The sequence below is a fragment of the Elusimicrobiota bacterium genome, assembly GCA_016218575.1.
Taxonomy (GTDB): Bacteria; Elusimicrobiota; Elusimicrobia; order UBA1565; family UBA9628; genus JACRDN01.
In genome coordinates, this window is sequence record JACRDN010000019.1 from 161,463 (window position 1) to 185,912 (window position 24,450).

The following is a 24,450-nucleotide window of genomic DNA, read 5'->3' on the forward strand; positions in this document are numbered from 1 at the left end:
GCGGGCTTAAACCGCGGGCTCGGCGCCCAGGATCGTGAAATTCCGCGGGCCGGCGGGAAGCTCGACTTGAACCTTCTCGCCCACTTTTTTGCCGAGCAGGCCCTGGGCCAGGGGGGCGTAGACCGAGATGCGGCCCTCGGCCGGGTCGGATTCGTCCTCGCCCACCAAGGTGTAAGAGAATTCGTCGCCTTCCTCGTCCTTCAAGGTGACCCGGCAGCCGATGGAGACCACGCCGGAGGTGAGCTTGAGCTCATCTATGATCCTGGCGTTCTGGAGCTTGTCCTGGATCTTGGCGATGCGGCTCATGATCTCGCCCAGGCGCTCCTTGGCGCTGTGATACTCCGCGTTTTCCTTCAAATCCCCTTTCTCGCGGGCATCCGCGATGTCCTGGGAAAGCTGGGCCTTCTGCCGCTTGAGGGGCTCTAGCTCCTTGATCAGCTTCTCATAGCCCGCCCGGGTCAAGAATGTATCGCTCATGGGAATACTCCGTTGCAATGCTGATTCAAACCTTAAACCGGATTATATCAATTTTCAGCTTTTTTGGTCTTGTTTCCTCGTCGGCCGACCGGGTGAAGGCGCTTGGCTCCTTGGTGGATGATCCAGTCGCTTAGGCGCGGCAGAACCGAGGCAAGCCGATAGGACCAGGAGGGGGCGTCCGCGTAGATGATTTCGGCGGCGCGCGAGCGGCAGCAGGCAAGGATTTTCGCGGCCACCTGCTCGGCGGTCTTGGGCCTGGCCCATTTGCCGAAGGCCTCGTCGCGCAGGCTCTGGTCGGCCATGGGGGTATCCACCAGCCCGAGACAGAGGGCTGTGAAGGCCACCCCGCTTCCATAGTACTCCCTCCGGAGGGCCTCGGTCAGCCCCACCAAGGCGAACTTGGAGGCGCAGTAGGCCGCGATGTAGGGAAATCCAACGATGCCGGCCACGGAGGCCACGTTGACCACGTGTCCCGAGCTTTGCCTTAGCATGTGAGGCAGGGCCGCGCGGATGAGGCCCGCCGCCCCCAGGTAATTGGTGCGCATGATGGCCTCGATGTCTTCCGGGCTTTGCTCGTGGAAGGGGACGGAGGAGAGAATGCCGGCGTTGTTGACCAAAATGTCGAGGCGACCCCAGCGTTTGAGCGTGCCCTCCAAGGCCGCGCGGCTTTCCTCCGGGCGGGATATATCGCAAGGCAGCACCAAGGCCTCCCCCCCGGCCCGGACGATCAGGCCTTCGAGCTCTCTTAGCTTCTCGACGCGCCGGGCGGCCAGGGCTACCATGGCCCCCTCGGCCGCGAAGGCCTTGGCCGCGGCCCAGCCGATCCCGCTCGAGGCTCCGGTGACGAGGACGACCTTATTCTTGATAGAGTGCATTGAATCTCCTCAGGAACATTTCTAGAACCTCGTCCAAATCATAGGACTTCCCCGATAACTGCTTGAGACTGGCCGCTTTCTTGAGCTTGGGCAGGTTGTTGACGTTGATCCCCACTCCCAGGACCAGCCAGTCCACGCCTCGGGAGGAGCCGGAGGCCTCGGCCAATATCCCGCAGACCTTCCTGGGCTTTTCCCCGGGGCGGCACGCCAGGACGTCGTTGGGCGGCTTGATGACGTAGTCGAGGGGTGCTAAATCGCGCAGGGCTTGGGCCGCGGCTTGGGCGGTCAGTAGCGATATTTCGGGCAGGCGCGAAGGGGAGAATGTTGGCCTTAAGATCAGGGAGAAATAGAGCCCTCCCTCCGGTGATTCCCAACGCCGGCTCATCCGGCCCCGCCCCCGGCTCTGGGAATCAGCCCGGACCACGGTCCAGGCGGCCGCCCCTTCTTCGGCCATGAATTTGGCCACTGTCTGGGTGGACTCGGCCCGCCTCAAGTGCAGTATTTCCGCTATGCCGGGCAAGCTCACTCGATTTCCAGGCTGAGGTCGAGGGCGGGGGCGCTGTGCGTGATGCGCCCGACCGAGATGCGGTCGGGGCCGAGCTCGGCCAAGGAGCGCAGGCCCTCGAGGGAGACCCCGCCGGATATCTCGATTAAGACGGAGGGGGCTTTGGCGCGGACCAGAAGGATGACTTTTTTGAGCCCGGCGCGGGACATGTTGTCGAGAAGTATGATGTCGGGCTTGGAGGCGAGGGCCTTTTCAACTTGCGCCAAGCTCGCGGCCTCCAGTTCCACTGGGATTCGGGGATGGCGCCGCCGCAAGGCGCGCACGGCCGAGGCCATGTCCGGGCAGCGGGTCCAATGGTTGTCCTTGACCAAAACCGCGTCGTGGAGGCCCATGCGGTGGTTTAAGCCCCCGCCGCAGCGGACCGCGTACTTTTCCAAAATCCTCCAGCCCGGGAGGGTCTTGCGCGTGTCGTAGATCTTGGCCCGGGTGCCCCGGACCCGCTCGACATAGCCGCGCGTCGCGGTGGCGATTCCCGAGAGGCGCTGGAGGAAATTAAGCGCGGTCCTTTCCGCGGAGAGGACCGCGCGGCCACCGGAGATTTTCATTACGGCCTGCCCGGTCCGCACTTCAGCCCCGTCGCGGGCGAGCATCTCAATCCGGCAGCCGGGCGCGGCCCGCCGGAACACTTCCCGGGCGATTTCGGTCCCGCAGATTACTCCCGGGGCCTTGGCCACGACCGCGCCCGACAGCCTGGCTCCGGTGGGCACCAAGAAGCGGGTGGTGATATCCCCACGGGAGCCCAAATCCTCCTTGAGGGCCTCGCGGATGAGTCTTTTGGCGGCTGCGAGAAGCTCTTTGTTCATCCGTTTATTCCTCCGCCGAATACCGGGTGTCCGGACATAGTTCATTTATTCTTGCGCCGAACCGCGGCCATGCCGCGCAGTTCCAACAGCTGGTCGCGCAAAGCGGCGGCGAGCTCGAAGTCAAGGTTGTCGGCGGCCTGTCTCATCTGGGTCTCCAGCTCCTCGGCCAGGATGGGCACGTCTTTGGGAGTGAGGGCCCGCGAGGTCTCGCGCAGGAGGGAGAGGCCCTCGCGCTTGGCCGAAGTCTGGAACTCCTCGAGCTCCTGGACGGCCTTGACTATGGTCCGGGGCTGTATCTTGTGCGCGCGGTTGTGCTCGAGCTGTTTCTTGCGGCGGCGGTTCATCTCGGAGAGGGCCCTGTCCATGGAGCCGGTGCGCTCGTCGGCGTACAGGACCACCTGCCCGCCCACGTTGCGGGCCGCGCGGCCCGAGATCTGGATCAAGGTGGTCTCTGAGCGCAGGAAGCCCTCGTGGTCGGCCCCGAGGATGGCCACCAAGGAGACCTCGGGCAGGTCCAGGCCCTCGCGCAGGAGGTTGATGCCGACCAAGACGTCGAATTTGCCCTGCCGGAGCTCCTGGAGGATTTGGATGCGCTCCAGGGACTCGATGTCGGAGTGCAGGTAGCGCACGCGCAGGCCCTTGCCGGCCAAATAGGAGCTTAAATCCTCGGCCGTGCGCTTGGTCAAGGTGGTGACCAAGGTGCGCTCTTTTCTCTCGGCCCTCTCCCGGACGCGGACCATCAGGTCGCCCAGCTGGCCTTCGGTGGGCCGGATGACGACCTCGGGGTCCACCAGGCCGGTCGGGCGGATGATTTGCTCGACCACCTCTCCCTTGGCCTTCTTGAGCTCGTAGGGGCCGGGTGTGGCGGAGATGTACAAGGCCTGGCTCGCCAGGGACTCGAACTCATCGAATTTAAGAGGTCTGTTATCAAGGGCCGAGGGCAGGCGGAAGCCGAAGTCCACCAAGGTCTGCTTGCGCGCGCGGTCGCCCTCGTGCATCCCGCGAATCTGGGGGACGGTGACGTGGGACTCGTCCACCAGAAGGAGGTAGTCCTTGGGGAAGTAGTCGATCAAGCAGTAAGGCCGCTCCCCCGGCTCGCGGCCCGAGAGATGCCGGGAGTAGTTCTCGATGCCGTGGCAGAAGCCCATCTCGCGCAGCATCTCCATGTCGTAGCGCGTTCTCTGCTCCAGGCGCTGGGCCTCCAGGAGCTTGCCGCGGGACTTAAAATGCTCCACTTGCTCCTTCATCTCCCGCGAGATGAACTCGATGGCTCGAGCCCTTTCTTCGGCCTCCGTGACGAAGTGCTTGGCCGGGTAAATCCACTCGCGCTCGAGCCTCTTGAGCTTGGCCCCGGTCAGGGGGTCGAACTCGGTGAGGGAGGCCACCGCCTCGTCGCCCAGCTCCACTCGGACCGCGGTCTCCATGTAGGCCGGGAAGATGTCCACCACCGAGCCCTTGACCCGGAATTTGCCCCGGGTGAACTCCGTCTCGTTGCGCTCGTAATGGATGTTGACCAGGCTCTGGATGAGGTCCGATCGTGAGGTCTTATAGCCCGCCTCGAGGGGCACGCTCTGGCCGCGGAAATGCTCGGGGGAGCCGATGTTGTAGATGCAGGAGACCGAGGCCACCACGATCACGTCCCGGCGGGCGAGAAGCGAGCTCGTGGCCTTGAGCCGGAGCCTGTCTATGCGGTCGTTGATGGAGGAGTCCTTCTCGATGTAGGTGTCGGTCGAGGGGATGTAGGCCTCCGGCTGGTAATAGTCGTAATAGGAGATGAAGTATTCAACGGCGTTCTCCGGGAAAAAGGCCTTGAACTCGGCGTAGAGCTGGGCGGCCAGGACCTTGTTGGGGGAAATGACCAAGGCCGGCCGGTCCAAGGCCTGGATCAGATTGGCCGCGGTGAAGGTTTTGCCCGAGCCCGTCACCCCCAGCAGGACCTGGGCCGGAGCGCCTTCCTTGACGCGCCGGATGAGCTGCGCGATGGCTTGGGGCTGGTCTCCGGCGGGGGTGAACTGGGATTTGAGCCGGAATGGGGACATATTAGATATTATACTTCCTCTCGGTGCCTGGCTCCTAAAGGGTGCCTGGCACCGGCCTTTGTTTAATGAAGCTCAATTCCCTAGGCCGCAGTGCCGTCAAAGTCAGCGCCTTGGCGCTGGGCACCATGAATTTCGGGGCGGACTGGCACGGGGTCGGGGCCCTGGACGAGAGGGAGGCTCGAAACCTCCTGGATATGGCGCTGGACTTCGGGGTCAACCTCATCGACACCGCCGACATCTACGGCCGGGGAGCTTCCGAGTCCACGCTGGGGCGCATTTTGGGTCCGCGCCGCTCCCGCGTGCTCCTGGCCACGAAGGTGCTGGGGGAGATGCGGCCGGGGGACCCGTCCTCGGGAGGGCTGTCTCGGCGGCGCATCCTCGAGGCCCTCGAGGAGAGCCTGGCTCGGCTGAGGACCGACTACGTGGATTTGTACATGCCCCACGCTTGGGACCTGGAGGTCCCTATAGAGGAAAGCCTCGAGGCTTTCGAGATATTGCGCAGGCAGGGCAAGGTCCGGGTCCTGGGCTGCTCGAATTTTTCGGGCCCTCAACTCGGGCGATGCCTGGCCCCGGCGGCGGAGCGGGGCTGGGCGCGCTTCGAATTCGACCAGGTCCAGTACAGCCTGGCCAGCCGCTTTATCGAGGAGGACTTGCTCCCCGCGTGCCTTGAAAACGAGGTTGGAATTCTGGCCTGGAGCCCTTTGGGAGGCGGCCTTTTGAGCGGGAAATACCACGGCGGCCCGCGCCCCGAAGGGCGCCGGCGCGACCCGGACGCGGCCTTTCCCAGGCTCGCGGAAGGGCGGCTGGAGGGACTGGTCGCGGTCTTGAAGCAAGTGGCCCGGCTCGAGACCCTGACCCCGGCCCAGGCGGCCCTGGGCTGGCTTATGTCCCGCCCGGGGGTCGCCTCGGCGGTGGTCGGCGCGCGCACCTCCAAGCAGCTGAAGGAAAATCTTCAAGCCCGGCCTTTGAGCGCCCAATCTCTCGCTTTTTTGGAGAAGGCTTCCCGCCTATGTTCCGCTCATTAAGCCACCGGAATTTCCGCCTCTTCTTCTTCGGGCAGACCATATCTTTGTGCGGCTCCTGGATGCAGCAGACGGCCCAGTCCTGGCTCATCTACCGCCTGACCAAGGATCCCATGATGCTGGGGCTGAGCGCCTTCGCGGGGCAATTCCCGGTGTTTCTCTTCGGCTTCTACGCTGGCTCCGTGGTGGACCAGGCGGACCACGTGAAGCTCCTGCGCTGGACGCAATTCTTGGCCATGGTCCAGGCCTCGGTCCTGGCCGTTCTGGTGTGGCTGGGGCGCATCCAGGTTTGGCACGTGTTTACCCTGGCTTTTTGCCAGGGCCTCGTCAACGCCTTCGACATGCCCGCCCGGCAGGTCCTGATCGGGGAGCTCGTGCCGAGCGAGCATCGCCACAACGCCATCGCCTTGAACTCCACCATCACCAACGCCATGCGGATTTTGGGCCCGGCCTTGGCCGGGCTCATCATCGGCTCCATGGGGGAGGGGCCGTGCTTCGCCCTCAACGCGGCGAGCTTCATCACGGTGATCGCGGCCCTTCATTTCATCACCGACATCGCCCAGAAAAGGGCGGCGGCGCCCAAATCCGTCATGGAGGAGATCCGAAGCGGCCTGGCGTACGCCGCGGGCCACAGGTCCATCAAGATTCTTTTGCTCCTGCTCATCCTCTTCAGCCTGGCCGGGCTCCCCATCTACGTCCTGCTCCCGGTTTTCGCCGAGGACGTTTTGCGCTCGGGGGCCAAGGGCTTGGGGATATTGTCGTCGGCCTCGGGGCTCGGGGCCACCTGCGGCGCCCTCATTCTGGCGCGCCGGCCCAACGCCAAGGGCCTGGGCGAGGTCATCACCAAAAGCCTGGTCCTCTTCGGCGTGGCCTTGGGCGGGCTCGCTCTCTCGAATAAGATGTGGCTGTCCTGCTTCTTCCTGTGGCTGATAGGCTGGGCCGCCATCAAGATATTGGCCGGGGTCAACACCTTGCTCCAGGATCTCTCCAGCGATTTTTTCCGCGGCCGCATCATGAGCTTCTACGCCATGATCTTCATCGGGCTTTCGCCCCTGGGGAGCTTTCTCGTCGGGGGGCTGGCTTCCTCGGCGGGAGTCACCCGGGTGGTTCTGGCCCAGGGCCTGCTCTGCGTCCTGCTCGGGGCCTGGAACCTTCAGCGCCTCCCGGAGCTCCTGCGCCGGCCCCCCGGCCCCCACGCCCCCGAGCCCCCGCCTTTGCCGATCAGCTAGATGATCCCCCCAAAAGGTAGGACTTTAGTCCTATAATCGAGTAGGCCCTTTCTCATCCGGGTGCGGGCCTTTAGGCCCTGCCGGGGCCTGGGCTTGGCCGCTAAAATAATGGCGAGGACAAAGACATGGAATACTACCTCAGATTCGTCATCACCTTGAGCATCGGGCTCGTCGGGTTGGGCCTGGTCCTCAAGGTCCTGCTTGATGAGCTCTTCAGCGATTGGGATCTCTTCGGCGAGTTGGGTGATTGGCTCCGGGGAACCTACCAAGGCCGCGGGCTGGCGCACGTTGAGCGAACCGAGGACGTCATGCTCGAGATCGAGAAAAGCAAGGTGATCCCGCTCAGCACCCGCATGATCGAGAAGCGCCGCGAACAGCTCGAGGAAATCGCCGCCGTAGAGCGCAACCTTAAAGTTCGGTGACAGTTACTTAATTGCCAGAAAGGGCAATTAAGTATACTTTCGCGAGATCGGTAACTGTCACCGAATTCATGTCCCGTCAATTTTTCGCGGCGTGGCTGGGATCGGTTCTGGTCATGGTTTGGCTGGGTCGGGGATTTATCCGAAGCGCGGCCCCCACTTTCGACGAGCCGGTCCACCTGGTCTCGGGCTATTCCTGCCTCCTGCGGCCCGGCCAGTGCTTGAACGACGAGAACCACCCGCCCTTTGGCGAGCTCTGGGCCGCTTTGCCTCTCCTGGTTCACGGGCCCCGGGCCTTTTTCGATCATGCGTTTTGGCGGGAAAGGCGGCTCTATAATTACGGAGACCTCTTTCTCTACAAGAATTCCCTTCCGGCCGAGAGGCTTCTGGACACGGCGCGTTTTTGGTGCCTGCTCACCTGGCCAACGTTTCTCTCCTGGGGCGTCCTGGAGTGGTCCCTGCGCCTCGGGGGCCCCGCCGGGCTCTGGGCCGGGGCGCTCCTTCTCGCTTTGAGCCCGCCCTTGATCTCGAACGCGGCTCTGGTGACCACGGACATGCCGGCCGCGGTGTTCTTTTTTCTGACCTGTTGGCTCCTTTCAATGGCGCGGCGCTCCCAAGGCCGGTGGATGCTGGCCGGGCTTTGCCTGGGCTTGGGGCTGGCCTCCAAGTTCAGCCTCATCATCATGCCCGCCGTCCTGCTTTTGGGACTGGGTCTTGAGTCTTTGCTGGGGCGCGTCGAGGGCAGGCGCGGCTGGAAGCTCCTGGGGCTTTGCGCTTCGGCGCTCATGATTCTTCTTGTCGTTTACCGATTCCAGGGTCTTGGCGCGTATTGGCAAGGCTTGAGGGCGACTTTCGCCCGGTTGGGAGAGGGGCGGGCCACTTTCCTGAGCGGTGACTATTCCACGTCCGGCTTCTGGCTGTACTTTCCGGCGGCGTTTCTTTGGAAGACGCCCTTGCCGCTCCTCATTTTTTCCTCGGCTGGACTTGTGGCGAGCCTCAAGAGGAGGCGAGGAGGGGAGCTCTGGCTCTTGCTTCCACCAGCGGTTTTTTTCACCGCGGCGACGATTTCTCGAACGCAGATCGGCTACCGCCATATCCTGCCCCTGTACCCGTTCATGATAGTGTTGGGCGCCCGCGGGGCTTTCTGGGCCTGGAGCCGCCCGTACTGGCCTCGGGCTTTGGCCGGCCTCGCGGCCTTTTGGCTGGCGGCCAGCGTCTTCAAGGCCCATCCCGACCATCTCGCGTATTTCAATGAGCTCGTGCCGCCCGGGCAAGGCTACCGCTATTTGGTGGACTCCAACCTGGACTGGGGTCAGGGCTTGAAGGGGCTTGCCCGCGAGATCGCCCGCCGTGGAAGTCCTCCCATCGTCCTTTCCTATTTCGGCACTGCCGATCCCTCCTACTACGGCCTGCGCTACGTCCCCCTCGGCTGCGTAAGCCCGGTAGAAAGGCGGGAGGGCTTGGCGCCGAGTTCTCCCCAGCCAGACTTGTTGGCTGTTTCCGCCACCAACCTGCAGGGGCTCTACTTCGTTGATCGGGAGGGATTTTCCTGGCTCAAATCCCGCACGCCAGTCTTTGCCGCGGGCAATTCCATTTTTCTCTACGACTTAAGCCGCGATCCGGAGGGAAAAGCGCGGCTGAAGTATCTTTTGCAGAAGAACGGCTATCCCTCCGACTGATCAGCTGTGGGCGCCCACAGTTCCACCGGAGTTGATATAATGGCAACAAGGAGCGGGCAAGGCAAATATGTCATTCCAAGGCGAGATCACGGCGAAATGCCCCAAGGGCTGCGAGCCCTTCGAGGTCCGCATTTGGAGCTTCATCCGCGGCGACCGCGACGAGGTCCTGCGCGAGGCCGTGATGGCCAAGGAGTGCAATCTCCTCCTCTGCCCCTCATGCGACGTTCCTTTCTTTCCGCAGGAGCCCTACGTCTATTTCGAGCCGCGGGCCGAGATTCTAGCCTTCGTCATGCCGGAGAGCTACCGTGACAAGGAAGAGCGCTGGCGCAAGAAGATGCGGGAGGATTTCCTGGCCATGAAAGAGGCCATGGGATCCGAATTCTCGCTGGACCTCGAGCCCGAGGTGTTCTTCGGGCCCGATGGCTTGGCGGAAGTCCTCGAGGGCGAGAATTACCGCGGTGAGGAGCGGGAGGTGATGGAGTGCTTCGCCAAGGAGCTTGATCTGGCGCTCTACGAGGTGAGTCCGAGCTACGCTCGACGGCGCCGCATCCCATCGGCGCTGCCTTACCGGCGAGCCGACGGGAGCGGTATTACGTGCCAGGTCCTGCTCGAGGGCTTGAAGCGTGTGGTCGAGGCCAACGACAGCCTGTCCTCCTACAAGGAGCTTCTCGAGCATTTGAAGTCCCATCCGCAGGAACCCCTGCCTCCCGCCTCCACGGTCAAGTCCCTTTGAGCTCAGAGCTGCGCATCCCATCCCAAGCCCTGGCAATTTTGCGCCCGTTGGCGGTTCGGGCCTGGGAGGCGCAAATCCCGATCTACGCCGTGGGGGGGTGCGTGCGCGACTGGATATTGGGCCGCGCCACCAAGGATCTGGACGTGGTCGTGGAGGGGGAGGCCAAGCCATTGGCCGAGTCCTGCGCCAAGCGCCTCGGCGGCAAGGCCGAGTCTTTCGGCCGATTCGGAACCTGGAAAGTTCTCGCGGGAGACCTCCGCGTGGACTTCGCCATGAGCCGCCGCGAGGACTATCCCGAGCCCGCGGCCCTGCCGGTCGTGGCCGCGGCGTCCTTGAGGGAGGACTTGTTCCGCCGCGATTTCACGATCAATGCCATGGCCTTGCGGCTATTGCCGAGGGGGGTGGGCGAGTTGGTGGATCCCTACGGAGGCCTCGAGGACTTGAACGCGAGGATCGCGCGTGTCCTCCATCCCCGGAGTTTCCGGGACGACCCGACCCGGGTCTTTCGCGCCGCGCGTTTCGTCTCCCGATTTCATTTGCGCTGCGCTCCGGGCTTGAAATCCCAAGCGCGCGAGGCCCTCGCGGCAGGGCACGCCGCGAGCCTGTCTCCCCATCGCCTGCTGCATGAGCTCCTGCGCATCCTCGAGGAAAAGGACCCTGCCGAGCCTCTGCGCTGGCTTAAGGGCTTGGGCTATCTCTCCCTTCTTCATCCCGACCTGCGCTGGCCCGAGGCGTTTCCTTCCGGCTCCGGGGAGAGGCTGGCGGTCCTGGCCTTGGCCTTGGGGCCCGAGGAGGGCCTGCGCTGGCTGCGCTCCCTGCCCGTCGAGCATTCGCTCTCGGCAGAAATAGGCGGAGTCTTGAAGCTGATCCAAGGCCGAGCTTCTCCTCGGGGCCCTCTTTCTCCCCTGGCCCTTCGGGTTCTGTCCGGCGCCTATCCCAATCTGCCGCGCGCGGCCTTGAAGCCCCTTTTCCTCAATGGGGGGGATTTGGCGGCCCTGGGGCTTGAGCCCGGGAAGGTCTACCACGAGATTCTCCAGGCCGCGGCCGAGGCCCAGTGGGCGGGCGAAATCGCTTCTCGTCGGCAAGCGCTCTCTTGGCTGCGCCGGTTTTTGATAAGATAGTGCCCATGGAGTGGATAGTCCAACTGCCGATCCTGTTTTTTTCGGTGGTCGTCCATGAGGTGGCGCATGGCGCGGCGGCTTTGCGGAACGGCGACGACACGGCTCAAAAGGCCGGGCGGCTCACCTTCAATCCCCTGCCTCACGTGGATCTTTTGGGAAGCGTATTTCTTCCCGTTTTCTGCCTGCTCTCTCACCTGCCCCTGGTGGGGTGGGCCAAGCCGGTCCCGGTTAATCCCTCCCGCCTGGCCCGCGGGCGCTGGGCCTTGTGGCGCGTGGCTTTGGTCGGGCCCCTGGCCAATCTCGGCCTCGGCGTCGCCGCGGCCCTGCTTTACCGCGTGATCGCTGGCCTTCCCGCATTCTTCCCGCAGTACCAAAGCACGTTGCTTAAGGCCCTGCTTTTCGCGGTGAGCCTCAACGTTTTTCTGGCTTTCTTCAACCTGATCCCCGTCCATCCCTTGGACGGCAGCCAGGTGCTGGGGCAGGTCCTGCCGCGGGGCGCGCGCCGTCTCTACGAGCGGCACAAGCCTTACGGTCTGGCCGTCCTCATGATCCTGATCTCCGCGGGCGCGGTCAAGGCCTTGGTGACTTTCCCTTCCCTCCTGGCCCTGCAGCTCTTGGCGAGGCTGGGCCTCATATGGTGAAGGGCGCTTCGGTCCTGATGTCTGGGATGCGCCCTACCGGGCGCCTGCACGTGGGCAATTATTGGGGAGCCCTCAGCAATTGGGTGGGCTTGCAGGAAAAGCACGCCTGCTATTTCGCCGTGGCGGACTGGCACATGCTGACCACGGGCTACGCCGACACCGGCCGGCTCCAGGAGAACATCCGGGAAATGGCGCTCGACTGGCTGGCGGCCGGGCTCGACCCCGAGAAGTGCGTCATGTTCAAGCAATCCGCGGTGCCGGAGCATGCGGAGTTGGCGTTGCTCCTTTCCATGATCACGCCCCTCTCGTGGCTGGAGAACAACCCGACTTTTAAGGAACAGCTCCAGGAGCTATCCAACGCCAAGGATCTCCATACCCACGGCTTCCTGGGCTATCCGGTCCTGCAGGCCGCCGACATACTACTCTATCGGGCCGGCCTCGTTCCCATCGGGCATGATCAACTCCCCCACGTGGAGCTTGCCCGGGAGATCGCGCGGCGCTTCAACTCGATTTACGGCGATGTCCTCCCCGAACCGCAGCCTCTGCTGACTGAAACCCCCAAGATTCCAGGGACGGACGGCCGCAAGATGTCGAAGTCCTACGGCAACGCCATAGACATCTACGAGACGGCCGACTCCTTGAAGAGAAAAGTCATGAGGCTCTACACTGATCCCTTGAAGGCCCGCGCCGACGACCCCGGCCATCCTGAGCCCTGCGCGGAGAACCCTCCCGGCTGCGTGGCCTACGCCCTGCACAAGTTGTACGCCTCGGCGGATTTCTCGGCTCGCCGAGGCGAGGAGTGCCGGGCCGGAGAGATCGGCTGCGTGGCGTGCAAGAAGGATCTGCTTTTAGAAATGGAGGGGCCCTTCGCGGAATTCGCGCGCCGGCGGGAGGAGCTCGCCGGGGCATCCGGGCTCGTTGAGAAGATCCTGGAGACCGGGTCCGCCCATGCTCGGGAGGCGGCCCAGAATACCATGCGGGAGGTCCGGCGGGCCATGAAGCTCGCCTGAGGCATAAATGAACACCAGCTACGAAGTGCATCTGGAGATGTTCGAGGGCCCCCTCGACCTCTTGCTCTACCTCATCAAGCGCGACGACCTCGACATCTACAACATCCCGCTTTCCCACATCACCCGGGAGTACCTGGCGACCTTGGAGCTCATGAAGGAGCTCAATCTCGAGGTGGCGGGGGAATTCCTGGTGCTGGCCGCCAACCTTATGGCCATCAAGGCCCGGACCTTGCTTCCCAGCCAGCCGGCGGAGGCCGAGGAGGGGCCCGATCCCAGGGCAGAGCTCGTGGCCAAGCTCTTGGAGTACCAGAAGTTCAAGGAGGCGGCCAAATTCCTGGAGGCCCGCGCCGACGAGTTCAAGGACGTCTTCTATCGCGGGGCTCCCCGATTCGACGAGTCAGAGAAGTCCGTCAACATCGGCGTGTTCGACCTCTTGGAGGCCCTGCGCGAGGTCCTCGACCGCGGCGAGGAGAAAAGCAAGGAGATACTGGGCGAGGAATTCCCGATCGAGGACAAGATCAAGAAAATCATTTTTCTTCTGGAGGGGCGCGACCATATTTCCTGGGACGAGCTTTTCGCCGACGAGCGCAAGAGGCGCGGAATTTTAAGCTGTTTCCTGGCCTTGCTTGAGCTGGCCAAGCTCCAGAAGCTTTTCCTTCGCCAGGACGGGAATTTCGGGAAGATCATGATTTACGCCAAGCGTGGAGATTCCAATGGAAACTGAAGAGCTGAAGAAAACCCTTGAAACCTTGCTTTTCATCACGGACCGGCCCCTGGGGCTTGCGGAGCTCTGCAAGATCACCGGAATCAAGGAACAGCCCCAGGTGGAGTCCGCCATCGCCCGAATCCGCGAGGACATGGAGCAGAAGGGCTCCGCCATTCAGCTCATGGAGGTGGCCGAGGGCTTCCAAATGGCGACCCGGCCCGCCTACTTTGCGCACGTGCGAAAGCTTTTCACCGAGCGCATGACCATGCGCCTCTCCACGGCGGCCCTCGAGACCCTTTCGATCATCGCCTACAAGCAGCCCTTGACTCGGGCCGAGATCGAGGAGATACGCGGCGTCGAGGTCATCGCGGCTCTGGAGACCTTGCTCGAGAAGCATCTGGTCCGCGTCGTCGGCCGAAAGGAGACGGTGGGCCGGCCCTTGATGTACGGCACCACCCCTGATTTTCTGCGCCACTTCGGGCTCAGGAGCCTCGAGAATCTTCCTCCCTTGGACAGCTTCACCCCGAGCGAGGTGGCAGTCGAGGCCGCCGCTGCGCAACCGGCCCAGGCCGATTCCACGTTGCCGCCCCAGCCGTTGTGGCCCGTCGAGCCCGATCAACCTTCGGATGAAGATCCTCCTAGCGTCTAGCGAGGCCGTCCCTTTCTGCAAGACCGGGGGCCTGGCCGACGTGGCCGGCACCTTGGGCCAAAAGCTAGGCGCGGCCGGGCATGACGTCTGCCTCTTCCTGCCGTACTACCGCGGGATCGAGGCCGCTCCCCTGCGCTCGGGGCTCGGGCATCCCCTCTCCATTCCCCTGGGCGCGGGCCGCATCGAGGCCAAACTGCGCTATATGCAATGGAAGGCGGTTTCGGTGTATTTCGTGGACTATCCGCCTTTTTACGACCGCGCCGGGCTTTACGGCGAGAAGGGCAAGGATTTCCCGGACAACGACGCCAGGTTCATCGCCTACTCCCGGGCCGTGCTGGAGGGGGCCAAGGCCGTGGGCTTTGAGCCCGATGTCGTTCACGCCCATGACTGGCAGGCGGCTCTCATCTGCGCCTACCTCAAGCGCCAGTACCGCGGGGACCCTTTCTTTGCCCGGACCGCGGGGATGCTGACCCTCCACAACATGGCCTACCAGGGCAATTTTCCGGCGGGGAGCCTGACTTTGGCGGGCTTCGGCAAGGAGGACTTCACTCCCGCGGGCTTCGAGTATTACGGGCGCTTGAGCTTCCTCAAGGCGGGAATTTTGTGCGCCGACATCCTGACCACGGTCAGCTCCGCCTACGCCCAAGAAATCCAGGAATCCGGGGAGCGGGGCTTCGGCATGGAAGGGATCTTGCGCGAGCGCTCCGCCGATCTCCACGGAGTGCGCAACGGTCTCGACTTGGAGGTTTGGAATCCCCGCAAGGACCACTCTTTGGCCCAGCGCTTTGGCCCGGAGGACGTGCTCGAGGGGAAGGCCCGCAATAAGGCGCAGTTCCAGGCCGAGTGCGGTCTTAAAGCCGCCCCACTCGTCCCTCTCGTGGGGATCGTTTCGCGGCTCGACCGCCAGAAGGGTTTGGACCTGGCCTTGGCCGCGCTCGAGCCGCTCCTGGAGCGCTGCCAGCTGGCGGTGTTGGGCTCGGGAGATCCTGCGCTCCAGAAATCCTTCGTGGATTTGGCTCGCCGCAAGCCGGGGGTCGTTCACTTCCGTTCCGGCTTCGACGACCCTTTCGCCCATCGCCTCTACGCCTCCTCCGACCTTTTCCTCATGCCCTCCCGCTTCGAGCCTTGCGGGCTGGGCCAGATGATCGCCATGCGCTACGGCACCTTGCCGGTGGCCACCCGCACCGGAGGTCTCGCCGACACGGTCCAAGACGGCGTCAACGGCTTCGTGTCCGAACCGGAGGACGTCAGGTCCCTGGAAAAGGCCTTGGACCGGGCCTTGCGCGCCTACGGCGCGCCTTCATGGAATAAATTGGTGGCTTCGGCCATGTCTTGCGATTTCTCCTGGGACAAATCCATGGAGAGATACCTGGAGCTTTACCGCCTGGCCAAGGATAAGCATGGGGCGTAACCGGCGTCTTTTGGCCGCGCTCCTGCTGGGCGTCCTGGCTCTGACCGGCGCCGCCCGCCTTGTCCGGGAAGAGGCCGGCCGAAGGGAGGTCCTCCTGGCGGTGCCGGCCGACGAAGCGGATTCCTTCTGCCGAAAGAGCGGCTTGCCTTTGCCCGACTTCTGGGAAAGGGCCAGGATACTGGGCATTTCGGCCGGGGTTTTAAGCGAGCGTTCTCTGTCGTACTTCGCCGGCCGCGGCGATCTCTTTTATTTCAGCGGGGAGGAGCTGGGGAAATGGGAGGCCCTGGGGCTCATAGCGCCGGGAACCGCCATAAAGCCGGAGACCCTGGGGACTCGCGATCCCAAGCTCTTGACTTTGGTCGAGGCGGCCGCGGCCCGCCAAGGCCTGGCTTTAAGCACTTTCACGGCCTCCGGCTATTCCTGGGCCAGTACCTCGGGACCGCTGGTCTTGGATGCTTCGGCCGGACCCGACCCCCGGCAGGCGGAAGCGCTCGCCAATGCAGGGCTCAAGGCGCTTTTGCCGGGCCAGGGCGGCTGGCGCCCCAGGGCTTTGCGCGTCACGGCCCCTCTGGGGCATTGGCTCGAGGCCGCCTCCACGCATCCGCGCCGCCTGGTCATTTTGAATTTAGATATGGGGAAGGGGGTTGAGGAAAATTTCGAGGCCCTGCGCCGCGGGGTTCGCGGGCTCGGCGCCGCGGGCATCGCCCTTTCCACGCCCGCCGACCCCCAAGCCCCCGAATCGCCGGGGCCAGGGAGGCTTCGCCGATTATTGGCCATGGCCCTGGCGCTTCTGGGGCCGCTGGCCGCGTCCCGGGCAGGGCTGGGGGGCCTCAAGTCCGCCAGGGCCTGGGTCTTGGCGCAGCGGCCGCTGCTCTCGCCCGTGGCCCAGCTTGCTGCGGGATATTGCTGCGCCGTGGCTTCGGCCGCGGCCGCTGGACTGGCTTGCCGGGTCCTGGCCATCTCGACCGAACCGCCTGGTTTCTGGTCCTTGGCGGGGCCTGTTCTTTTGGGGGGAGCCATTCTTTATGCCGAGGAGCTGGGCCGAGCCGGCCGGGATTTCGGCGCCCCAGTGCGCTATTCTCATCTGCTCAAGGCCGCGGCCGCGGCTTGCGCCGCCTATTTCTTGGCCACGCGCTCCGGGCCGATTCTTGGCTCGGCCGATTGGTGGTGGCTGGCGAGCCGCTGGCGCGAGATTCTGCTGGGTCTTCCCGGCCTTCTCTGCGGCCTGTTTCTGGTCAATTGGGGCTTCGACTGCCCCGGCTGCGCCGAGCAAAACCGGATCTTCGAAAGCCGCAGGCTTTTCCTCCTGGCTGGGATTCTAGGATTGGCGGGACTCCAGAGCCTCGCGGCATCCGGCGAGCTCGCGGCGGCGATCGCCTTGCGCCAGATTCCCGCCTGCGCTTTGGTCGGGGGCGGTCTGGGCGGGGCGGCGCTTCTTTTGGCGCGGGGTTACTCCAGGTCTTGACATGTTTTCTTAGGGGTGGTATATTTCGTCAGCATCGCGGTATCTTGCGCTAGGGGGTTCACATGAGACATGCCGCGGTATTTTTGTGCTTGGCGGGCTTCCTCGGCCCGGCGTTCGCCGATACCCCGAAAAGGCCCTCGAAGGAAATGCTCAGGGCTATAGAGGATCGCCTTCCAGCCCTGGAGCAGAGCGCCATAAAACAACTGGGAGAGCTCTTCGGCCTGAGCTATAAATTTGCGGTCGGCAACGGCAATAAAGTCGAGATTGTCGTAATGTCAGGTAGAATCCTGAACACCAACCCGGAGTGGTATTACTATTACAAGTTGATCCCGGCCTCCGTAGAGATTCTCGTTAATGGCTCGGCAAGAACAACCTCCGCCTACTTCGGTTCCCGCGGGAACTTGATCCTTAATTTCATGGAACAGGACTCCGGACTGCCTCAAGCGATTCTGCTCGCCAAGGATCATGGTTCGGCGATAGTTTTTGAAGGAAAAAAGACCCAATTCCTGGAGACCATTCCCGGCAAGGGCTTCGCTCCCGTGAAATAGGTCTTTAGACCTGGGCACCATTAGGACTATTGTCCTATAAGGGAATCTATGCTATGATGCGCGCGAATGCTCTTGCCGAGTCTGTTGTGGTTTTCGGCCGCGGTCTGGGCCGGGGCCGGGGAGCCTCCGGGAAAAGAGGTTTCCCAGTATTACATCGGCGAGGGCGGGGGTTTCCAGCCCCCCTCCGGCGAGGCCAGCGACTACCTGGAAAACGGCGCGAGGGAGCACACGGGCCAGGGAACCTTCGGCCCCGTGTTGCCGACTCCGCCTCGAACCCAGCCCAAGAACTTTCCGCGAGCGCCCGGCTCCAAAGCATCTCCTGAGGGAGCGGGTCACGGCGGACCTGCCGGGCACGCCGCCTCGCCTTCCATTCCATTCCTGCCCGCGCAGGGCGCGCCGGACAGACAGAGGTATTCTCTTTGGGAGGGGCTGTCCTCCCCCCTGGAGCTTCCGCCGGGCAGGGCGAAAGGCGTCTCCTCCGACCAGGCCAGCGCCTTGGTCCGCCAGGATTACGAGACCCACATTCTCCAGTCCCGGGACGGCCCGACCGGGGCTGTCTCTCCTGAAGGCGCGCTTGCCGGACCCGCGGGCGGCGAGATTTTCGTGGCCTTGGAGCTGAGCGGCTCCGAGGCCGAGCCCGGCTATCGCGACGCGGTGGCGGGCCTTTCCCGTTTGGCGCAATTTCGAGAGGACTCGAGGTTCAGGGCAAGGGCCGCGGCGGGCCCCGGCCGCGTCTCCCTTTGGGGCTGGATGCCGGCCCATAAATTGGGAGAAGCCCTCAAGGTTCCAAGCGTGGCGCGCGTCGAGGTTCAGCGCCCGTCTCCGGACCCGCGCTCCGGAGAGGGCCTGCGCGCGGAGCTGGTGATAGGCATCCGGATCTCGGATCCCGCTTCCATTGAGGGGACTTTCTCCCGGGTCATGGCGGAATTGGGCTCGTACGCGGGCTTTCGCTGGAAGAAGACGGTGGGCTACCAGAAGGTTCCCGGATCCTCGGATTTGGCCCTGGTGGTCATCGGCGAGGTTCCGATGCGCCAGATTCGCAGGGTTCTGGCGCATAGCGACGTCCTCAAGGTCATGCCTTCTCCCGCGCCCCCTGAAACTTCGCCTCCGCGCTTTCCGGCCGCCACCCGGGGCCGGATATCTTCCTTCATTTCCTACGCCGCGGGCCGCAACCCGCTCCTGGTCTTGCTGACTTTGCTCGTTCTCATTCCCCTATGCGTGCGACTGGTCTTCAGGCTGATTCTAGCCTTCATCCCCTACCGTTAGCGTTCCGGAGGCCCAAGGGGAATTTTTGTATACTGGAGCTCTCGATGAGGCATAGGCGCTTGTTTCTGGCCGGGTTCGCGGGCTTGTCCATCGGCTGCGCGGGAGAAGCCCTGCTTTTCTTGGAGAGGCAGGCGGCCCAGGTGGAGAAGGTTCTTCGCCAGGATTTCAAGATCGTTTTATTTCTCAAGCAGGACCTAGAGGAAAGCAAGAGAAGAATCCTGGAGGAGAAGCTCCGGGCCCTTCCGGACTTGGAGGAACTGCGCTACGTGTCGCGCCAGGAGGCCTTGGCCGCCCTGCGCCGCCAGGATCCTGAGTTGGTGGACGCGGTCGTGCTTCTGGGTGAGAACCCCCTCAATCCGGCTTACGAGGCGCGCTTGTCGCCTTTGGGCGTGGCCCGCGTCTCGGCCTGGATTGCCGCGGTCCAGGGCCTGGCTGACTGGGCCGATATCCGTTACAAGACGGCCCAGGTACAGGCTATTCTCCAGGTCCAATTTTACAGGCATTTCATCGATTTGAGCTTGAGCTTCCTGATGTGCCTGGCCACGGGGATGCTCCTTTTCTCCCTATGGTCGGCCGGTAACGCAATCACACAGGCCCCCGGGCTTGAGCTGGCCTTGGTGAGCGGGGCGGGAGCCGTTTTCGGGGCGGCGGCCACGGGCCTGGCGGCCTGGCCTCTCCAGGTTCTTCGCGCTGGCTGGGCCTACCCCGCCGGCGCAAGGCAGGCGGCCTTGGTCCTGGCGGCGGCCGCGGCCGGGTGGGTGCTGTGTCGGCGAGAGGATTGAAATTTTTACTGGCAGGGGCTATCCTCGCGGGCATGAGCCCGGTTTGCTCGGCCCAGGTCCGCTCCAAGCGCAAGGAGCTCAAGGCCGTCCAGAAGGAGCTTGAGTCCACCCGGCGAGAGATCGAGGAGTACGAGGAACTGGAGAAGAGCCTCACTTCGGAACTTTCCAAAATAGAATCGCGCAGCGGGGAGACCCGCAAGCAGGTGGCGGCCCTGCAGCGCCGAGTCAAGGACTCCCGAGACAGGAGGTACCGGCTCAAGGGGCGGCTTGCGGCCATGGGCCAGGCCTCTGGGCTCTGGAAATCCGCCATGGACTCGGATCTTCAGCTTTACGCCCAGGCCTTGGCCGGCCGCGAGAATTTTTTCGGCAGTCCCGAGTTTTGGCGGCTTTCCTTCCAGCGCGAGGCCATATTGGGGAAAGCCCGGTTCCTCGTGAATCTGAAGGGGGCCAGCCGGAGCACGGCGACCGCGGAGGCCGAGACTCGGCGCAGAGCCGAGGAACTCATGGCCAAGACCCAGCGGGCCCGCGCCGAGGAGCAGCGCCACCGGGAGCAATACGCGCGCGCCAAGACGGCCCAGGCCCAGGCCCAGGAGAAGGCCGCCGCGGCCCGGCGCCGGGCCGCGGAGCTGGAGGAGTCGGCCAAGGCCTTGACCAAGCTCATCGCGGCCTTGGGCCGGCCTCGCCCGGGCCGGCCGGCGGTCGAGCCCAAATGGAGCTATCCCCGGCATTCGTTCCCGTGGCCGGCCTTGGGCTCGGTGGTCCAGCCCTTCGGCCGGCAGCGCAACGAGGAGCTCAAAAGCTGGGTGATACACCAGGGGATCCGCCTCAAGACCCAGCCCGACGCCGTGATCTCGGCCGTGGAATCCGGGCAGGTGATTTTCACGGGGCTCTTTCGCTCGTACGGCCAGGTCCTCATCGTGGACCATGGATCCAATTTTTTCAGCATCTACGGGGAGCTTTCGGAAACGTTCAAAAGCAAGGGGGCCAAGGTCGCTGCCGGCGAGGCGGTGGCCAAGGCCGGCAAGGCCCGGGACGGCAAGAGCGGGGTCCTCTATCTTGAGCTGCGCAACGGGACCGCGGCCTTGGACCCTCTGATATGGCTGAGAAAATTATGAAAAGAACAACGACTGCCGCGGTCTCTCTCGCGCTATTCTCGGGCCTTTTCGCCTGCCGGGGGGTTTGCGCCGCCGCGAACGACAAGACCTACGAACAGCTCAAGCTCTTGGTGGACGTCTTGGGGTACATCCAGGACAACTACGTGGACGAACCCGACACCCAGAAACTGATCTACGGGGCCGCGTCGGGAATGGCCAAGTATGGCCTGGACCCTTTTTCCCAGTTCATGGAGCCCGAGATCCACGGCGAGATCAAGACGGAGACGGAGGGGCAATTCGGCGGAATCGGCATCCGCATCGCGGTCAAGGAGGATGACTGGCTTACCGTGGTGACCCCCCTTCCCGGGACCCCTGCCTACAGGATGGGAATCTTGCCCAACGACCGCATCGCCGATATAGACGGACAGCCGTCCAAGGAGATGAGCCTTCCAGAGGCCTTGAAGAAGCTGCGCGGCAGCCCGGGGACCACGGTCAAGCTCGTGATTTTGCGCGCCCCCGACAAGGGCGACGGCGCATGGATCTCTCATGAGTTCACCATCGCGCGCGAGATCATCAAGATCGAGAGCGTCCAGAGCCGGATGCTCGAAAGCCAGGTCGGCTACGCGAGGATCATCGAGTTCAGCGCCAGGACGGCGGAGGACTTTCTCTCCGCCATGAAGGATCTCCAGAAAAAGGGAATGACGAGCCTCGTCTTGGATCTGCGCAACAACCCCGGCGGGCTTCTCTCCGCCGCCGTGGAAGTGGCCTCCGACTTCCTGGGGGAAAACAAGCTCGTCGTCTACACGCAGGGCCGCAAGCCGGAGAACCGCCAAGAGTTCCGGGCGACCGGGCGGGCTCCGTACCCGAGCCTGCCCCTGGTGGTTCTGGTCAACGAGGGCTCGGCCTCCGGCTCGGAAATCGTGGCGGGGGCTTTCCAGGACCATCGGCGGGCCTTGATCATGGGCATGCGCAGCTACGGAAAGGCGAGCGTCCAGTCAGTGATCCCTCTGCCGGACGGCTCGGGCCTGCGCCTGACCGTGGCCCGCTATTACACGCCCCTGGGCCGCTCGATTCACCGCGATGAGAAGCACAAGGACGGCGGGATAGCGCCGGATATCGTGGTGCCGGTCTCGCACGAGATGGAGGCCAAGCTCTATTCCCAATACGACGTCATTTACGCCAAGGACAAGAAGCCGCGGCCCGTCGTTCAGGGCGAGGAGGCCGTGCGCGACGAGACGCTGGAGCGTGCGGTGGAGCTCTTGAAGGCGCGAGATGTGCTGGGAGCGCTCAAAGTCCAGGACTGATGCGCATCCTGGGCATCGAGACTTCCTGCGACGAAACCGCGGCCGCGGTGGTCGAGAACGGCCGGGTGCTCTCGAACGTGGTCTCCTCCCAGATCCGTCTCCACAGGCAATACCGGGGCATCGTTCCGGAGCTGGCCTCTCGGGCCCATCTCCAGAAAATAGCCCCCGTGATCGAGGCGGCCTTGGGCGGAGTTTCCCGGTTAGACGCCGTCGCCTACACCCAGGGGCCCGGGCTCATGGGCCCGCTTCTTGTGGGCAAGGTCGCGGCCCAGGCCCTGGCCCAGCTCATGGGCCTGCCCTTGGTCGGGATCAACCATTTGGAGGGGCATGTCTTCGCGGTCGAGCTTTCCGAGGCCCTGGAGTTCCCCCTCATGGCCCTCATCGTCTCGGGAGGGCATACCGACCTGGTCTTATGCCGCGCCCCCGGGCGCTACCGGGTCCTGGGGCGCACACGCGACGACGCCGCGGGGGAGGCTTTCGATAAGGTGGCCAGGCTCCTGGGCCTGGGATATCCCGGCGGGCCCCACATCGACCATAGGGCCCGAAAGGGAGACCCAGAGGCCGTTTCGTTTCCCCGTCCGCACATGCCAGAGACCTGGGATTTCTCGTTCGCGGGGCTGAAGACTTCCGTGCTGTATTATTTGCAGAAGAACGGGCAAAAGCGCGTCGCGGACGTTTGTGCGTCCTTCCAGGCCGCGGTCGTGGATACGCTGGTCGCCAAGGCGCTTCGAGCCGCGCGGAAGTTCAAGGTGAGGCAAATCGTGCTGGGGGGAGGGGTCGCGGCCAACAGCGCCTTGAGAGCCGAGATGGCCACTCGCGGAGCGGCCGAGGGATTTCAAGTCCTCATCCCTCCGCCGGATTTATGCACGGACAACGGCGCCATGATCGCTCAGGCCGCCTGGCATCGGCTCAAGGCGGGTCGGATTTCCCGTAGGCTTGCCTGCGACCCATCCCTCGGCTTCCAAAATTGGGCAAGATAGCTGCCGCGTTGTTCCTAGGCGTATTCGCGCTTTATCTTTATACTGCTTACCCCAGTCTCGCCCCGCGCGACAGCGCGGATTTGGCCCGTTCCGCTCTCCTCATGGATTTGGCCCATCCCCCCGGTTATCCGCTCTACGCCTTGTTCGGCAGGCTCTGGCTTTTGATCTTTCCACTGGGCAACTTTGCCTATCGGCTCAACGCGCTTTCCTGCGCCATGGGTGCTGCAGCGGTCGCGACGCTGTTCCTGGCCCTGCGGCCCTTGGCGGGAGCCAGGGCCGCGCTCGGCGCGGCGCTGGGGCTGGCCTTGAGCGCGCCCCTGTGGAAATTCAGTCTGCTTCAGGAAATGTATTCGTGGCAAGCCTTGTTCGCGGCTCTGCTTTTCGTCTTGAGTCAGGGGGAGAAAGAGACATTTCCTAAAAGGGCAATATTTTCCGCCTTCTTTTTCGGCCTAGGCTTGGTCAATCACCAGAGCCTTGTCCTGCTGGCGCCGGCTTTGGCTTATCTCTGGCGCGGACAGGCGCTCGAGCAGGGGCGACCTTTTTGGAGGGAACTTGGCAAGGTGGTGCCATTCCTGGCCTTGGGCCTTCTCCCCGAGGCTCTTCTCTGGCTCCGACTCAAGGATTGGAGCCTGGCCTGGGCTGTTTTCAGCCGGGCGGAGTACGGCGCTTTGAGTTTGTTTTCGGGATTTGCCCAGGAGTGGTCTCTTCCTTTAATATGGAGATTGACGTGTTATTTCGTCAAAGGGCTGTGGGAAGCCAGCTCGCCTGTCCTATTTTTATTGTCTCTTTGGGGGGCATGGCGAACCCTTTTCTCCAGAACCACCGGCGCGGACGAGCGCTCCCTGGGCCGAGGCGCGGTGCTCGGCCTCTTCTTCAGCGGGCCCTTATTTTTCTGTTTATCGCGCTTCGATGTCTCCGGCTGGGTGGCGCGAAGCGTTCTGGAGACGGCTTTCGTGGTGCCGAGTGTCCTCATGAGCCTTTTGGCCGGCTTGGGGCTGGCCGCGGTCGAGAAGAAAATGCGCTGGTTGGGAATGCTCTTGCTCGGTCTTTTGATCCTTTTACCGTTATGGAATCATGGTCCAGCCATGAATCATCGGGAGGACTTTTCAGCCTATGACTACGCCCGGGCCTTGAGAAGGCTCATCCCTCCGGGTTCGGACGCCGTGGTCCGGGGAGACACGGCGCTTTTCTCCTTGAAGTATCTGGAGGCCCTCGAACCCCAAGGGAGAACCATTATGAGCGAGCTCGAGCCAGGGCTCGGGTCTTGGATTCAAGAACGCCTGGCCAGAGGCCCGGTCTATTTCACGGGCATGCCTTGGGAGAAAATACGCGAATTGGGGGTAACGGCCGAGCCCCTGGGATTGGTCCAGCGTTCCGGGGCGAGCTCTTCGCCGGATGCCGAAAGAGGGTGGGAGCTCTCCCCTTTGCGCCCGGGCCCCGCGCTCCTGAATGGTGAATCCTATGCCCATGACATCCGCCTCTCCTACGCCTTCGCCCACTATCTGGCCGGCCAATATTACGAGGCCCGGCGCAAGCCCGCCCCAGCCCTCGCCCACTACCAAAAAGCCGCCCAATTCGCCCCTGAGGACTTCCAGTTGGTGGCAGACTATTAATAGTCTGACACCAGACGTG

Annotated in this window: 24 protein-coding genes; 19 read left to right on the forward strand and 5 right to left on the reverse strand. The window is 63.6% G+C overall.

Going from position 1 to position 24,450, the window contains the following annotated elements; translation table 11 throughout:
- Nucleotides 1-6: 6 nt before the first annotated feature.
- Genes greA through uvrB form a run of 5 tightly spaced genes read right to left on the reverse strand, consistent with a single transcriptional unit; the run spans nt 7 to nt 4,759 of the window.
- Nucleotides 7-477, reverse strand: a complete 471-nt coding sequence (greA, locus tag HY921_09015) for a transcription elongation factor GreA (protein ID MBI5631010.1) — start codon at nt 475-477, stop codon at nt 7-9.
- A gap of 47 nt (nt 478-524) precedes the next feature.
- On the reverse strand, nt 525-1,352 hold the full coding sequence (locus HY921_09020) for an SDR family NAD(P)-dependent oxidoreductase (protein MBI5631011.1): 828 nt from the start codon (nt 1,350-1,352) through the stop codon (nt 525-527).
- Nucleotides 1,333-1,878, reverse strand: coding sequence for a biotin--[acetyl-CoA-carboxylase] ligase (locus HY921_09025; protein MBI5631012.1), 546 nt, complete (start codon nt 1,876-1,878; stop codon nt 1,333-1,335). The genes HY921_09020 and HY921_09025 overlap by 20 nt, the downstream gene beginning before the upstream one ends.
- Nucleotides 1,875-2,720: a carboxylating nicotinate-nucleotide diphosphorylase gene (gene nadC / locus HY921_09030; protein MBI5631013.1), complete on the reverse strand. Its 846-nt coding sequence runs from the start codon at nt 2,718-2,720 to the stop codon at nt 1,875-1,877. The genes HY921_09025 and nadC overlap by 4 nt, the downstream gene beginning before the upstream one ends.
- A 41-nt stretch (nt 2,721-2,761) precedes the next feature.
- Nucleotides 2,762-4,759 carry an excinuclease ABC subunit UvrB gene (gene uvrB, locus HY921_09035; protein MBI5631014.1) on the reverse strand — a complete coding sequence of 666 codons (1,998 nt, stop codon included), beginning with the start codon at nt 4,757-4,759 and terminating at the stop codon, nt 2,762-2,764.
- Between the two features lie 65 nt (nt 4,760-4,824).
- Here uvrB and HY921_09040 point away from each other — a divergent pair, with 65 nt between their 5' ends.
- From HY921_09040 to HY921_09130, 19 genes are all read left to right on the forward strand, one after another.
- Complete coding sequence (locus HY921_09040; protein MBI5631015.1) at nt 4,825-5,784, forward strand: aldo/keto reductase; 960 nt, start codon at nt 4,825-4,827, stop codon at nt 5,782-5,784.
- Entirely contained in the window at nt 5,769-7,010 is a 1,242-nt protein-coding gene (locus tag HY921_09045; protein ID MBI5631016.1) for an MFS transporter, read from the forward strand. Before HY921_09040 ends, HY921_09045 begins: the two co-directional genes overlap by 16 nt.
- A 125-nt stretch (nt 7,011-7,135) precedes the next feature.
- A complete protein-coding gene (locus HY921_09050) occupies nt 7,136-7,432 on the forward strand; it encodes a hypothetical protein (GenBank protein MBI5631017.1) in 297 nt (98 codons plus the stop codon).
- Nucleotides 7,433-7,500: 68 nt separating this feature from the next.
- Nucleotides 7,501-9,108, forward strand: a complete 1,608-nt coding sequence (locus HY921_09055) for a glycosyltransferase family 39 protein (GenBank protein ID MBI5631018.1) — start codon at nt 7,501-7,503, stop codon at nt 9,106-9,108.
- Between the two features lie 67 nt (nt 9,109-9,175).
- Nucleotides 9,176-9,841 carry a hypothetical protein gene (locus tag HY921_09060; protein MBI5631019.1) on the forward strand — a complete coding sequence of 222 codons (666 nt, stop codon included), beginning with the start codon at nt 9,176-9,178 and terminating at the stop codon, nt 9,839-9,841.
- Complete coding sequence (locus HY921_09065) at nt 9,838-10,962, forward strand: CCA tRNA nucleotidyltransferase (protein ID MBI5631020.1); 1,125 nt, start codon at nt 9,838-9,840, stop codon at nt 10,960-10,962. The genes HY921_09060 and HY921_09065 overlap by 4 nt, the downstream gene beginning before the upstream one ends.
- A 5-nt stretch (nt 10,963-10,967) precedes the next feature.
- The gene (locus HY921_09070) at nt 10,968-11,603 is read left to right on the forward strand and encodes a site-2 protease family protein (GenBank protein ID MBI5631021.1); all 636 of its coding nucleotides are present in this window, start codon (nt 10,968-10,970) and stop codon (nt 11,601-11,603) included.
- Nucleotides 11,597-12,613, forward strand: a complete 1,017-nt coding sequence (gene trpS, locus HY921_09075) for a tryptophan--tRNA ligase (GenBank protein ID MBI5631022.1) — start codon at nt 11,597-11,599, stop codon at nt 12,611-12,613. The genes HY921_09070 and trpS overlap by 7 nt, the downstream gene beginning before the upstream one ends.
- A 7-nt stretch (nt 12,614-12,620) precedes the next feature.
- The gene (locus HY921_09080) at nt 12,621-13,337 is read left to right on the forward strand and encodes a segregation/condensation protein A (protein ID MBI5631023.1); all 717 of its coding nucleotides are present in this window, start codon (nt 12,621-12,623) and stop codon (nt 13,335-13,337) included.
- The gene (scpB, locus tag HY921_09085) at nt 13,327-13,968 is read left to right on the forward strand and encodes an SMC-Scp complex subunit ScpB (GenBank protein ID MBI5631024.1); all 642 of its coding nucleotides are present in this window, start codon (nt 13,327-13,329) and stop codon (nt 13,966-13,968) included. The genes HY921_09080 and scpB overlap by 11 nt, the downstream gene beginning before the upstream one ends.
- Nucleotides 13,946-15,379, forward strand: coding sequence for a glycogen synthase (locus tag HY921_09090; GenBank protein ID MBI5631025.1), 1,434 nt, complete (start codon nt 13,946-13,948; stop codon nt 15,377-15,379). Before scpB ends, HY921_09090 begins: the two co-directional genes overlap by 23 nt.
- Entirely contained in the window at nt 15,369-16,844 is a 1,476-nt protein-coding gene (locus HY921_09095; GenBank protein ID MBI5631026.1) for a hypothetical protein, read from the forward strand. Before HY921_09090 ends, HY921_09095 begins: the two co-directional genes overlap by 11 nt.
- Before the next feature lie 62 nt (nt 16,845-16,906).
- Nucleotides 16,907-17,392 carry a hypothetical protein gene (locus HY921_09100; GenBank protein ID MBI5631027.1) on the forward strand — a complete coding sequence of 162 codons (486 nt, stop codon included), beginning with the start codon at nt 16,907-16,909 and terminating at the stop codon, nt 17,390-17,392.
- Between the two features lie 66 nt (nt 17,393-17,458).
- Nucleotides 17,459-18,658 (forward strand): hypothetical protein, encoded by a 1,200-nt coding sequence (locus HY921_09105; protein MBI5631028.1) that lies wholly within the window; start codon nt 17,459-17,461, stop codon nt 18,656-18,658.
- A 44-nt stretch (nt 18,659-18,702) separates the two neighbouring features.
- Nucleotides 18,703-19,440, forward strand: a complete 738-nt coding sequence (locus HY921_09110; protein ID MBI5631029.1) for a hypothetical protein — start codon at nt 18,703-18,705, stop codon at nt 19,438-19,440.
- A gap of 32 nt (nt 19,441-19,472) precedes the next feature.
- Nucleotides 19,473-20,555 (forward strand): peptidoglycan DD-metalloendopeptidase family protein, encoded by a 1,083-nt coding sequence (locus HY921_09115; GenBank protein ID MBI5631030.1) that lies wholly within the window; start codon nt 19,473-19,475, stop codon nt 20,553-20,555.
- A complete protein-coding gene (locus tag HY921_09120; GenBank protein MBI5631031.1) occupies nt 20,552-21,838 on the forward strand; it encodes a S41 family peptidase in 1,287 nt (428 codons plus the stop codon). Before HY921_09115 ends, HY921_09120 begins: the two co-directional genes overlap by 4 nt.
- Entirely contained in the window at nt 21,838-22,818 is a 981-nt protein-coding gene (gene tsaD / locus HY921_09125; protein ID MBI5631032.1) for a tRNA (adenosine(37)-N6)-threonylcarbamoyltransferase complex transferase subunit TsaD, read from the forward strand. The genes HY921_09120 and tsaD overlap by 1 nt, the downstream gene beginning before the upstream one ends.
- Nucleotides 22,806-24,431, forward strand: coding sequence for a DUF2723 domain-containing protein (locus HY921_09130; protein ID MBI5631033.1), 1,626 nt, complete (start codon nt 22,806-22,808; stop codon nt 24,429-24,431). Before tsaD ends, HY921_09130 begins: the two co-directional genes overlap by 13 nt.
- Nucleotides 24,432-24,450 lie beyond the last annotated feature (19 nt).